This window comes from Variovorax rhizosphaerae, assembly GCF_037889975.1.
GTDB lineage: Bacteria > Pseudomonadota > Gammaproteobacteria > Burkholderiales > Burkholderiaceae_C > Variovorax > Variovorax rhizosphaerae.
Window position 1 is genome coordinate 744,066 of sequence record NZ_JBBKZT010000001.1, and the last position, 12,331, is coordinate 756,396.

Below are 12,331 nucleotides of genomic sequence, written 5' to 3' on the forward strand. Positions count from 1 at the left end.
CGCCCGACCGCACCGGAAGCCGTGGGAATTCCGTTCCGATGAAAGACGATGCGCATGGAGAGAAGGCCGGCATGGCGCTGGGCAGGCGCTACCTGACCCTGCTCTTCGCCGACCTCTCCCAGTCGACCGAACTGGCCGAGATCATGGAGGCCGAGCACTACGGCACCGTGCTCGCCGCCGTGCGCAAGGTCTACCACGATGCCATCCCGCGGCACGGTGGCATCGTCGTGCGCGTGCAGGGCGATGGCCTGCTGGCAATGTTCGGCTACCCGGTCACGCGCGAGGACGACGGGCGTGGCGCGGTCGCCGCCGCGCTGGAGATGCACCAGCGCATCAGCGACCTGCGGCCCTATCTTCCGGCCGGCCGCCACCTGTGCCTGCACACCGGCATCCATTCCGGGCTGGTGCTGATGAGCACCGGCGATGTCGAGCTGGGCCGCTTCGAACTGCTCGGGCCGGTCCCCAATATCGCCTCGCGCCTGTCCGACGCCGCGGGTCCACACGAGATCATGGTCAGCGAGGAGACCCTCGGCCCGGCCAGCCGCTTCTTCGTGACCGGTCCACCGCAGTTGCTGCAGGTCAAGGGCCGCGCCGCGCCGCTGCTGGTCTACCGCGTCGATGCCCGCGCCAGCCTGGCCGAAAGCTTCAGCGCCTCGTCGCGCCACGGGTCCACCGCCTTCATCGGACGGCGTGCGGAACTCGCGCTGCTGGAAAGTGCCATGGACGACGCCATGGCCGGGCGCACACGCTCGGTGGCCGTGGCCGGGCCGCCAGGCATGGGGAAGACGCGGCTGGTCGAGCACTTCCTGAACCGGGTGGTGCAGCGGGGTTGCACCGTGCTGCGCGGCTATTGCGAGAGCGCACTCGGCGCCGAGCCGCTGCAGCCGTTCCACCACATGCTGCAGGCGCTGGCCGACGAGGCGCAGCCGCACACACCCGACGACTTCGATGCGCTGTTCGCCCGGCTGGCCGGGCAACGGCCGTTGCTGCTGTTCGTCGACGACTGGCAGTGGGCGGACGATGCGTCCCATCAGGTGCTGGCCGCACTGCGCAAGCGCACCGACAGCCGCTTGCTGGTCGTGCTGTCGACGCGCCTTGCCGCGGCCGGCAACGCGCCTGCGGCGGCCGACCAGACCCTGGCGCTGGCGCCGCTCAGCGACGACGAGGCCCGACGCGCCATCGCCGCGCGACTGCCCGTGGTCGACCCCTTCGTGGCCGAGGAGATCTGTCGCCATGCCAACGGCAACCCGCTGTTCCTGGAAGAACTGTGCCATCTGGCCGCGCGCTGCGACAGCGGCCGGCGCCTGGGTCGGCCGCAGGGCGCGGGCTGGCTGAACCGGCTGGTCGAATCGCGCGTGCAGCTGCTGTCGCCCGCGCAGATCGAGCTGGTGCGCGCGGCCGCCGTGATCGGCAACGTGATCCCGGCCTGGCTGCTCGAGAGCATCACCGGGCAGCGCGCCGATGGCCCCTTGCAACTGGGCCTGGCCGAGCAGGACTTCATCTTCCCCGGCGAACGGGCCGGCACGCTGCGCTTCAAGCACGGCATCACGCGCGACATCATCTACGAGTCGGTCGGCCTGCATGTGCGGCAGGCGCTGCACCTGCGCATCGCGGAGGCCATGCAGGCGCACAGCGCCACCGAGGCGCAGGACGAGGCGCTGGAAGCGCTGGCCATGCACTTCGACGCCGGCGGCGACGCGGTGCAGGCAGCCCGCTATGCCGAACTGGCCGGCGACAAGGCGCTGTCGGCCTCCGCGCTCGACCGCGCCCGCACGCTGTACCGGGTGGCGCTGGCCGCGCTGGACCGGCTGCCGCCGAGCCCGGCCGTGGCGCTGCACTGGGTGGCCATCGTGCACAGCCTGGGCCGGGTCTGCGTGTTCGACCCGGTGCGCAGCGAACTGGCCTTGTACGTTCGCGCGCTCGAGCTGGCGGAGCGCTATGGCGACATGGCGACCATCGGGCGCGCGCACCACTGGCTGGGCTACATCAGCTACGGGCTGGGCGATGGCCGCGCGGCCGTTGCGCACTGCGAGCGGGCACTGGTCGAGGCGCGCGCGACGCAGGATGCGAAGCTGATGGTGCAGGTGGTGGCGGCCCTCGGCGAGGCGCACCAGGCCGCGGCCAACTACGACCGCTCGCTGGCCCTGCTGGACGAGGCCATCGCCGTGAAGAAGCGGCACCGCAGCGGCCAGCACCTGAATGTCGGCCTGGCCTTCTCGCTGTCCTGCCGTGGCTACCTGGTGGGCGATCGCGGCCAGTTTGCCGAGGCGCACCAGTGCTTCGACGAAGCACTGGGCTGCATTCCGGGACTCACCCATGAGATCGGCGCGACGGTGCATGGCCTGCGCAGCGCCGTGCTGTTGTGGGAGGGGCGATGGGAGGACGCACGCGCCGCCGCCAATGAATCCGGCCGCATCGCCGAGGCCACGCGCAGCCTCACGCAACTGTCGGTGGCCCGCGCCATGGATGCCTTTGCCGGCTGGATGCTGACGCGCAAGGCGGAGTACCTGCAGACCATCATCGAGGTGACGGCCTGGCTGGAGCCGCGCCAGAGCGGGCTGTTCCGATCGCTCAACCACGGCTGGCTGGCGGCAGGACTGACCCATGCCGGACGCCATGTCGAGGCCCGCCGCCATGCCGCGCTGGCGCTGCGCCGCAGTCGGCAGCGTGACCTGCTGGGCGCGGCGATGAGTTATAGGGCGCTGGCACGCGGGGTCGCGGCGCGGCGACCGGAGCGCGTGCAGCACTACCTCGACCGGGCCATGCAGGCGGCGCGCGCGCGCGATTCGGCACACGAGATCGCGGTCACGCAGCTGTGCGCCGCCGAGATCGCCTGGCAGCACCGCGGCGAACGAGAAAGCGCCCTGCTGGACCAGGCCATCGCCGGGTTCGAGCGCATGGGCATGCGCTGGCACCTGAAGGAAGCGCTGCGGTTGCGCTCGGCGATGGAGGCGGACACGCGCGACGAGATGGTGTCGGTGCCGGCCGGACTGGCCCTGAGCGTGGACAGTTAGCCCATCTTGGTCAGGAGGCCGGGAATTGATTCCCCGGGAGGGCCCGCGCCAAGGATGCGCGCGCCGCGGAGGAATTGTTCAGGGCCGCCCTTCAGCTTGCAGGCGTTGCTTCCGTCACCGCAGGGGCGAATGCATGGGCAACGGGTCCCGGCGGCGACGCCGTGGGTGGTGCGGGCGGCACCTGCTTCGGCGTCAGGATCAGCAGCACCGGCGAGCCGGTCGGCCGCAACGACCCGGCGTTCAGCAGGCCGGCGAACATGGCCAGCATCACGCCCATCGCCATGTAGTAGCCGGGGCAGCCGTGCACGGTCTCGTTGCGCTCCTTGGGCTTGTCGGGGTCGTCCGGCTTGTTGCGGCCGAACATGAGGGCGTCAGGCGTCGCAGTGTCGGTCAAGGCCGAGGTGATGCCCAGCACCACGCGGTTCCTGGGTGCCTTGTCGACCACGCCGTCGGGGCCGACCGGGCAGCGCCACAGCATCTCCGGCACCGGCCGCCTGCGCATGGTGGCCAGCAGCCGCTGCCGCAGTGCCTTGTCGGCCATGTCGTAGGTCGGCTCCGCGCCGCCAGTGGCCTCGAACAGCGCCTGCTGGCAGTCCCACAGCGTCTCTTCCTTGATCCAGGTTTCCATGGTGCGGATGAAGTTGCCTTCCACGGTGGGCGGGAAGCCGAGCAGCACGCCGGCGAGGTTGCGTGCGAACACCGGATCGGTGAAGGAAATCGGCTGGGGGGAGGATTTGTTCAGGCGCTCGAGGATGTCCTTGGCGAGCGGTCCCAGGTCGGTCGCGCCTTTCTTCCGGAGCCATTTCTGCACCGCCCGCTGCACCGCCTTGCCTTGCGCCTGGCCGGCCTTCTCCACGCCTTCGCGCGGATGCGGCGAGAAGATGTAGCGCGATGCGGTCGCGAAGTTGCCGGGGCAGCGCGGCGTGGCGGGGTTCTCCTCGACCCGGCCGCCGGTCACCATGTGCTTGCCCTGCGCGTCCGGCAGCCCGATCCAGTGGTTGCACAAGGCGGCCATCACATGGTCGGCGAGGGTCAGCGTGTCGATCGGGCGCCGCACCACGTCGTCCGCGAGGGGCGAAGGCAGGTCGGGGAACTTTTCCTTTTCGGCGAGCAGGCGCTTGACCACGCGGAGCGTCAGGTCGTAGGCGGTCTCCTCTTCGATTGCTTCGACCGCCTTGTTGAGGGCGAGTTGCGCCTTGTGCTCGGCGCCGTCCAGGCCCAGCAGGTTGAGGCCGATCGATTTTTTCATGCGGTCGCCGTAGCCCTGGACGGAGTAGTGCTTGCCGGTGTCCTTCATGGCGCGCTTCACCTCGGCGTAGGTGCCGAGGAGATGACCGTAGGCGGTGTGGGTCGGGGCATCAGGGGCGCGGTCGCGCACCTTCTTCCAGGCGGCGGGCGCCCGCTCCGGGTCGTCCAGACGCTGCCGCACCTGGTCCCGCTCGGCCTCCTCGGCCTGCTTCGGGGTCAACCGGCGCGGCCGGGTCGACGGGGGTGGGGCGCCTGCCTTGCCGGCGCCGCGAGGCTCGGCCCGCCAGGCATCGAGCTTCTCCAGTGCGGCCAGCGACGGCACGAACACATACAGGCCCCATTCCAGGTGCACCAGCGGCTTGTCGTCGAAGACGAAGCGAGCCACCTTGCCGTTCTTGTCGAGGTAGCGGAAGGTGTACTTCTCGCCGATCTGCGGCACGCGCAGGAACGCGTCGCCCTGCGCCGAGCCCACGCCGCTGCTGTTGCCGCCGCTGATCCAGCGCTGCAGGGTCTCGTACTGCTCCGACAGGCTGGCGCAGTAGGCCATGAAGACGATCCCGCGTTCCGCGGGAGGGTCGGCCGATACCGCCGGGCCATAGGACATGCCCCGGCGGATGATGCGTGGCGTGTACTTCCGGCCATCGCGCGGGTTGGCGCGGCGAACGTGCGAGTGGTACGGGCAGGCATCGCTGGTCTGGTCGTAGTTGAAGTCGTTGCGGCCGGCGCCGGGCGGCAGCGGAACCAGCGGCGTGCCGTCGCGTTGGCGGCCCATCATCCGGCTCAGCAGGTCGTCGCGTTCGGCCAGCGTGAGCGAGCCCATGGCGGCCTCCAGCGTGTCCATGTGCTGGCGCAGCTTGCGCACGACCAGGAAGGTGCCGTCGAGCTTCAGCGGGTCGATCGTCGGAAGCGCTGCGTCCTGGCGGTCGTTGGCATGGCCGAGCAGCACTTCACCGGGCCGGACCCGCTCGTCGAATGGCGGGGGCGGGACCGCAGGTGCCATGACGGGGTCGATCTTCGGCTGGCTGATGCCATCGGCAAAGTCCAGGTGTCCCGCCATCTCGCCTTGCTTGTTGCGCGCGGCGAAGGTCGGCTGCACGGCGAGCACGCGCAGGCCGTCCTCCGCGTCCAGGGCCGCGACCTCGGCGGCCAGCCGCGGGTGCAGGCCGGGCGACGTATTCACCGGGTCCTTCAGCCGCAGGTGGACCAGCACGTGCACGGCCTTCATGTCGACGCGGTGCCCGCTGTCCTCGTGACCCCAGGCCGGCGGCCGGTTCCAGCGGTCGGGATGGTTGACGCGCACGTCGCCGAGCAGCGAGCTGCGCGCCTCCATGCCCTCGACGAACTCTTGCGGAAAGCCTGCGAGGTGCGGCTCCGCCAGTTCCAGCGCGACCAGGCCCGCATGCGTGAAGCCGACCAGGTAGGCGATCCCGCCGTCGGGCAGCGGTCCGCAACGGGAGGTGAGCGCGGAGAGCGTCTTGCGCGCCGGTCCGGCGTCCTTCACGCGCAGCAGCACGACGCAGGCGTGCGTGACGGCTTCCTTGCTGGCGAGGACGTGGCTCTGGATCGACGCGGGGTTGTAGGGCGGGGCAGGCGGCGGCGAAGGATCGTCCGCCTTCGGCAGTTCCAGCCATTTCAACGGGTCGGCATAGGGCACCAGCCGGGTGGCCTTGGCGGCGAGCCATTGGTCATGCCCCGGCGTGGTGGGCTTGTCCAGCAATTCCATCATGTCGATGGAGCCCTTCAGCACCGACCGGGCGAAGCGGCGCAACGTGCCTCGGTCACCGTCGTGGTCGGCGGCGGTGCCCGGCGGGAAGTAGATGGACAGGCGGTACAGGCCGGTGAGCGTGCGCAAGGGCAGCACCAGCGCGCCGAGGATCGTCTGGAGCCCACCGCCCAGCGCCCGGTCCCGCGCCGCTTGCCGCGCCTTCACCTCCGAGGGCAGGGCGATCCGGGCGATGTCCGCGTCGACAGTGGCGCTGGCGCCCGCTTCGCGCTGCTTCTTCTCGACCTCCGCCAGGTACTGGTGGTCGCCCAGCGGCATCACCGAGTCGGCATAGAAGGTGCCGCCCGTCACCTCGTTGCGGCGCACCCAGGCGCAGTAGTCTTCGTAGCGCGAGGTCTTGGAACCGGGGTAGTCGTCGCAGTTGCAGAACAGCAGGTCGAGCAGTTCGCCCAGGTCGCGGTAGATCACCCGCATGTAGGGCTCCCAGCCGCCGTCGAAGGTCACGTTGAGCGACAGGCGCCAGGTGCCGTCCTCCGGCTGCGGCACGTCGAGCGGCAGGCCGGGCACGGGCGGGACCAGGGCATAGCGGAAGTGGTCGATGATGCCGAACTGGCCGATCGAATCCGGGAACACCGGCTGCAGCAGTTCCGACTCGCGCACGTTCTGGCGCGCCGAATACAGCGCGTCGAGCACCTTGCGCAAGCGTTCGAGATAGCTGATGGGCTCGAAGCCGGCCACCATGCCCTTCTTGACCGGCGCCAGCACCGACAGATTGGTGATGCCACCGAGGACGGTGCTCCGCTTGATTGTTGTCGACCCCATTTCCGCGCTCCTTGTCTTGCGCTGCATCTTCGTCTTGACGAGTTTCGCAGTCGTGCATGGCTCCCTGTCGTGATCCGCAGTTGTCGCGACAAAGCCGGCGGCCGTCAATGGCAGAAATCCATGGCGAGGCTGCGGGCGCATGCTTGCCGGGAGCTGCCGCGCCGGGAAGTCGGGGCGTCATGCTGGAACAAGGCCTCGGGGATTGCACCCCCAATGCGAGGGAGGTGTGGGGGCGGGTTTCTGAATATCTTGTTTTTGATAAACACATTACTTGTTATTAAGTAATGTGTTTATTAAACTGCCAGCGAATGACGGATTCCGACCTGATTCTGGAACTTGCCCAGCACCGGCGCCTGCTGCGTGCGGCTGACGTCCGCGAGTACGGCTGGTCACCCCAACTGTTGCTCACTCTGCATCGGGCGGGCAAGCTGCAGCGTGTCGCGCGCGGGGTCTACGGCTTGCCCGATGCCGAAATCACCGAGCATCAAACGCTGGTGGAGGTTTGCGCACGCGTGCCCAAGGCTGTCGTTTGCCTGATGTCGGCGCTCCAGTTTCATGAGATCGGCACGCAGGCACCCCACCAGGTCTGGGTTGCGCTTCCTGAAGGAACGCAAGCGCCGGCGCTCGGCTACCCCGCACTGCGCATCGCACGCCTGCGCGGCCCTGCGTATACGGAGGGTGTCCTTACAACGGTGGAGCGGGGCGCCACCATCCGCGTCTACAACGCCGCCAAGACCGTGACCGACTGCTTCAAGTTCCGCAACAAGATCGGCCTCGACGTGGCGATGGAAGCATTGAAAGACGCATGGCGCCTGCGCAAGCTCACCATGAGTGAGATTGCGCACTTCGCCAGGATCAATCGGGTCGAGAAAGTCATGCAGCCCTACCTCGAGGCCGTCGTCGCATGAACAAGGGCCAGTCCGCATCCATCCTGGCGCGCCTGCTGACGCTGGCCAAGCAGCGGGGCGACGACTACAACTTGGTGTTGAACCGGTTCGCACTGGACGTCTGTTGTTCCGCATCAGCACTTCTGCGCATGCGGATCGCTTTGTTCTCAAGGGCGCGCTGCTGTTTGCGCTCTGGTACGACGAGCCGCACCGCCCGACTCGCGATGCGGACCTGCTCGGCTTTGGTCCCGCCGATGCCGAGAACCTGACCACCCTCTTTCGCGAGGTCGCGGCCATGGACCTGAATGACGGTATCTTGTTCGATCCCGCTTCGGTGCGTGCCGAAGCCATTCGCGAAGACAACGTCTATGGCGGCATGCGCGTCAACTTGCAGGCGCGGCTGGGTTCAGCGCGCTGCGCATTGCAGGTCGACGTGGGCTTCGGGGACGCCGTCACGCCAGCGGCACAAGTTGTTGCGTTCCCGACCTTGCTGCATGGATTCGACGCGCCAGTGCTCCGTGCCTATCCGGTCTACACCGTCATCGCCGAAAAATACCAGGCCATGGTGATGCTGGGCCAGGCCAATACGCGCCTGAAGGACTTCTACGATCTGGCTGTGATTGCCCGTCGCACGGAGTTGGACCTCGCCACGTTGACCGACGCCATTGCGGCAACCTTTGCGCGGCGCGCGACGACGTTGCCGGCAACGAAACCGCTTGCACTGACATCGGCGTTCAGTGATGACCCCATCAAGCAGCGCCAATGGCAGGCGTTCATCAACAAGAACCGCCTGGCTTCGGACTCACTGGGGGACATCGTCGATCTGCTCAGTCAGCTGCTATGGCTACCCACCGAGAGGGCCGGCAAGACGGCGGGCGGGGGTGCGAAAAAATGGATTCCTCTGCGCGCAACCTGGACGCATTGAGGAGCGGAGGCACCTGCCGTCAACCGCGCACCGCCGCAGCCTCCGCCTCGATCCACGCGGCGACCCGCCGCACCTGCTCGCGCGGCTGCGCATCGGCGCGGATCAGCCAGTACGCATTCGGAGTCTCCTCCGCGTCGGGCGGTGCGACCACGGCGATGAGCTGCCCGTTGTCGATCAATGGCCGCACCAGCTCGAACCGGGCCAGCGCAATCCCCTGGCCCGCCAGCGCCGCGTGGATGACCTGGTCGTATTGGTTGAAGTGCAGCACGCCGCGCGGCTTGACCTGTTGCCATCCGCGCTCGCGCAGCCATGGGCGCCATTGCAGCCAAGGCCGCGAGTCGTCGAACTCCAGGAAGTGAACCCGGCGCAGTGCCTCCGGCCCTTGCAATTCGCGGATGCCGAGCGTCGGGTGCGCCACCGGCACGACCCGTTCGCCAAACAGCCAGATGGCCCCGGCCGGCGCCACGCTGCGCGGGCAGTAGCGCATGGCCAGGTCGACCTGGCCGTCGCTCATGTCGACCACCTCGTTGGTCGCGGACAGGCGCACCTCGATGTCCGGATGCGCCTGCTGCAAGCGGCCGAGCCTCGGCAACAGCCAGAGTCCTGCGATGCCGATGCTGGCGGAGATGGTCACGGCCTGGTGTTGCGCGGTGTCGCGGCGGATCTCGCCGAGCACATCCTGCAACTGCTGCACCGCGCCGTCGGCGCTGCGGAACAAGCGCTCGCCCGCGGGCGTGAACTGAACACCGCGGCTCTTGCGCTCCAGCAACGTGACGCCGAGTTGCTCTTCCAATGCGCGCACCTGCCGGCTCACCGCCGATTGCGTCAGGCACAGATCGTCGGCCGCCTGCGTGATGCTCATGCGACGCCCGACAGCGACGAAGCCCCGGATGAGATCGAGCGAGGAAAGCCGGACGAGCGGAACGGACATGCGCGGCAGTCTAGCCCCGCACCCCTCATTGCATGCGGCCTCCCGCATCGATCACCACACGGCACTCCGGCATGCCGGCCAGCAGCGCCTTCTGGCCAGGCTGCACGCAGTGCAAGTCGCCGGCGACCAGGATCACGTCATCGAGTTGCCCTTCGATCGTGATCCACGCCGTGCCCGACTGGCAGGCCACGCACACGGTCTCATGGGTCGGCTCGATCCTGCGCGGTCGCCTGTAGATCACGGCGAGAGCATCGTGCGGAAGATCATTCGGTTTCATGGTGCATGCCTCCTCATCGGCAGAAGGAAAAAGATCCACGAGCGCAGCGACGCTCGACGGTCCGGGCCACTTGTGCAGCGCGGCGCAGGCGATGGTCGCGGCAAGGAGAACGGCGCCACCCCCAAGGCAGGTCCTTGCATCGTTGTCGCCGAGCTCCTCGCGGCGCCATTGGCGCGTCGCGTATCGACCATTGCATTGAACTCAAGCCAGCTCAGTTGTGGTCCGACTTTTATGCAGGGCTGCCATGAGGGTGCGGCATGCCTCGCGATGCAAGCGGTGCCGGCTGCTTGCCGCCAACGCCGCCGCGATCAGTGATCGAAATGAAAAGCCACCGTCGCCCGCGGCCCGACCCGCCGTGACGACACGCGATCGGCGAACTGCCGCAGCAGGAAGCCCGCCAGCCGGCGCTCGCCGTCACCCGAGTCGATGATCTCCTCGATCGTCGGGCGCACCTGCGGCAACTCCAGGACGTCGCCGTCATAGGACACGCTCAGGTCCAGGTTGAACTCGTCGAACGAGGCCTCGATGACCAGCGGCCCGCTGGCGACGCCGCTCGACGCCAGCGTCTCGATGGACTGGACCAGGTTGAACTTGGCACGCACGATCACGTCGCGGCGCGCGCCCCACACGCCGCCCTGCATCTCCAGGAAGTCTTCCAGCGCCTGCGGGTCGAGCCCGCCGGGCTGCACCGTCATCGACACCGTCTTGCGCAGCCCGATCCGGAACAGCAGGTTGAGCGCGAGCCCCACCAGCGTGCCGAACACCATCGCGTTGCCCAGCGAGGCGCGCAGCCCCGGCGGCAGCACCACCAGGAAGCCCGGGTAGATCTCCACCGCCAGCCCCATCACGATCGACAGCCCGATCACCAGCGTCTTGCGCGCATCCAGCAGGCGCGAGGTCATGATGACCAGCCCGTTCAGCACGATGAAGGTCGACGAGAACACCAGCGCCGCGCCCAGCACCGCGCGCGGCATCAGGTTGACCAGCAGGCCCAGCTTGGGCACGAAGGCCGCGACCAGCAGGATCGCCGCGACCGAGTAGCCCACGCGCCAGCTCGTCACGCCCGTGGCCGAGGCCAGGCCCACCGCGCCGGTCGACGAGTTCATGCCATGGGCACCGACTGCACCTGCGACCACGTTGCCGAGTCCGTCGGCCATCACGCCGCCGCCGATCGTGCGCATGTCGGCCCGCACCCAGTTGGCCTGGTTGGCCTTCTGCGACGTCGTCACATTGCCGATGGTCTTCAGCACCGCGGCCACCGCGCCGATCATGAAGGCCAGCAGCAGGTCCGGGTGGAACGACCAGCCCAGGTGCGACAGCCCCGGCAACGCCACCAGCGGCGCGGCCGACACATGCGCCACCTCCACGGCGTCGAAGCGGCCCAGCGCCCAGGCCGCGACACAACCGATCGCCAGCCCGATCAGCACACAGTAAAGACGCAGCACACCCCGCCCCCAGACATTCAGCGCCACCATCAATGCCAGTGTGGCCAGCCCCAGCGTCATGTCGATGCCCGCGGGCGCGGTGGCTGCATCGACAGATGCACCGACCGCCGTGCGAAGCCCGACCACGCCCACCGAGATGCCCGACAGCAGCACCACCAGCCCCGTGATCTCCGGCGTGAACAGCTTGCGCAGGTGCGGCAACCCGCGCGCCAGGATCATCTCGACCAGCCCCGCCACGATCGTCATGCCGAACACCGCCGGCAGCCCGCCATGCTGCGCCGCCAGCATCGACGGCACCACGTACACCACGCTCGGCGTCGGCTGGCACAGGAAGCCCGAGCCAAGCCAGCCGAAGCGCATCACCTGCAACACCGTGCCCACCGCCATCGCCAGCAGCGTGAAGCTGACCATCGTCGATGCCACCTCCGGCGTGCCGCCCGCCGCTTGCGCCACCAGCACCGGGTACACGAGGTAGATGAACATCAGGCCGACGTGCTGAAGGCCACTGAGAACGTTCACGCCGAGCGGCGGCTTGTCGTCGACCCCGTAGAGGAGGTCGGCAGGCTTGTGCGACATCGGGGGGATCCTTGCGTCGGCGGAGGTGACGCGCATTCTTGTCTGGATCGGGGAGGACCGTGCAGCCGCCTGACGGATCGTCGAGGTAGGCATGGCTCGCGGACAGGTCGTTAGAACGGCCAGACCCTCTCCGCTCGACCTACCCCGACACGAACTGAAGAACGCGCCACGATTCGTCTACGCGGCGATCCTAGTGTTGCCGGTACGCGGCGCGCTCGAATGATCCATCAGCAGCCATGGAATAAATCCCGGTGCAGATCCTCGATGGTGTCGCGGCCGCGTGCTCGAGGCGTGGCCACGCCGCCGCTCGTGAAGCAGTACACGCGGGGCAGCGGCCGATTCGATCCGGCGCTGCAACTCGTGATGACCGTGCAGGGCGTCGGGCCGGCGATGAGTCTGGGCATTGGCGAACCTCGTCCTGGGTCAGGGGCAGCACTTGCAGCCTTCATGGTTCTGGCGGGGTGCGGAATTGGCGCCGCCCTT

General features: G+C 68.4%; 7 protein-coding genes and 1 pseudogene. 3 read left to right on the plus strand and 5 right to left on the minus strand.

Going from position 1 to position 12,331, the window contains the following annotated elements:
* The first annotated feature begins 38 nt into the window (after positions 1-38).
* Entirely contained in the window at positions 39-3,014 is a 2,976-nt protein-coding gene (locus tag WKW82_RS03325) for an ATP-binding protein (RefSeq protein WP_340340814.1), read from the plus strand.
* 91 nt (positions 3,015-3,105) lie between these two features.
* On the opposite strand, the gene WKW82_RS03330 is transcribed toward WKW82_RS03325, so the two are convergent.
* Positions 3,106-6,807, minus strand: coding sequence for a Dyp-type peroxidase (locus WKW82_RS03330; protein ID WP_340340815.1), 3,702 nt, complete (start codon positions 6,805-6,807; stop codon positions 3,106-3,108).
* A 308-nt stretch (positions 6,808-7,115) separates the two neighbouring features.
* Here WKW82_RS03330 and WKW82_RS03335 point away from each other — a divergent pair, with 308 nt between their 5' ends.
* Together WKW82_RS03335 and WKW82_RS03340 are read left to right on the plus strand one after the other, a co-directional pair.
* Positions 7,116-7,715 (plus strand): type IV toxin-antitoxin system AbiEi family antitoxin domain-containing protein, encoded by a 600-nt coding sequence (locus WKW82_RS03335; protein ID WP_340340816.1) that lies wholly within the window; start codon positions 7,116-7,118, stop codon positions 7,713-7,715.
* Positions 7,712-8,619: pseudogene (locus tag WKW82_RS03340) on the plus strand (nucleotidyl transferase AbiEii/AbiGii toxin family protein). The gene WKW82_RS03335 and the pseudogene WKW82_RS03340 overlap by 4 nt, the downstream one beginning before the upstream one ends.
* A gap of 19 nt (positions 8,620-8,638) precedes the next feature.
* On the opposite strand, the gene WKW82_RS03345 reads toward WKW82_RS03340, so the two are convergent.
* The 4 genes from WKW82_RS03345 to WKW82_RS03360 all read right to left on the minus strand — a co-directional run bounded on the left by WKW82_RS03345 (position 8,639) and on the right by WKW82_RS03360 (position 12,252).
* Entirely contained in the window at positions 8,639-9,550 is a 912-nt protein-coding gene (locus WKW82_RS03345) for a LysR substrate-binding domain-containing protein (RefSeq protein ID WP_340340818.1), read from the minus strand.
* 25 nt (positions 9,551-9,575) lie between these two features.
* Positions 9,576-9,827 (minus strand): DUF2917 domain-containing protein, encoded by a 252-nt coding sequence (locus tag WKW82_RS03350; RefSeq protein WP_340340819.1) that lies wholly within the window; start codon positions 9,825-9,827, stop codon positions 9,576-9,578.
* A gap of 308 nt (positions 9,828-10,135) precedes the next feature.
* Positions 10,136-11,848: a uracil-xanthine permease family protein gene (locus WKW82_RS03355; RefSeq protein ID WP_340340820.1), complete on the minus strand. Its 1,713-nt coding sequence runs from the start codon at positions 11,846-11,848 to the stop codon at positions 10,136-10,138.
* A 227-nt stretch (positions 11,849-12,075) separates the two neighbouring features.
* A complete protein-coding gene (locus WKW82_RS03360) occupies positions 12,076-12,252 on the minus strand; it encodes a hypothetical protein (protein ID WP_340340821.1) in 177 nt (58 codons plus the stop codon).
* Positions 12,253-12,331: the final 79 nt, after the last annotated feature.

Coding starts and splice junctions, on each gene's coding strand:
- WKW82_RS03325 (WP_340340814.1), top strand. CDS start 39: ATGAAAGACGATGCGCATGGAGAGAAGGCCGGCATGGCGCTGGGCAGG.
- WKW82_RS03330 (WP_340340815.1), bottom strand. CDS start 6,807: ATGGGGTCGACAACAATCAAGCGGAGCACCGTCCTCGGTGGCATCACC.
- WKW82_RS03335 (WP_340340816.1), top strand. CDS start 7,116: ATGACGGATTCCGACCTGATTCTGGAACTTGCCCAGCACCGGCGCCTG.
- WKW82_RS03345 (WP_340340818.1), bottom strand. CDS start 9,550: ATGTCCGTTCCGCTCGTCCGGCTTTCCTCGCTCGATCTCATCCGGGGC.
- WKW82_RS03350 (WP_340340819.1), bottom strand. CDS start 9,827: ATGAAACCGAATGATCTTCCGCACGATGCTCTCGCCGTGATCTACAGG.
- WKW82_RS03355 (WP_340340820.1), bottom strand. CDS start 11,848: ATGTCGCACAAGCCTGCCGACCTCCTCTACGGGGTCGACGACAAGCCG.
- WKW82_RS03360 (WP_340340821.1), bottom strand. CDS start 12,252: ATGCCCAGACTCATCGCCGGCCCGACGCCCTGCACGGTCATCACGAGT.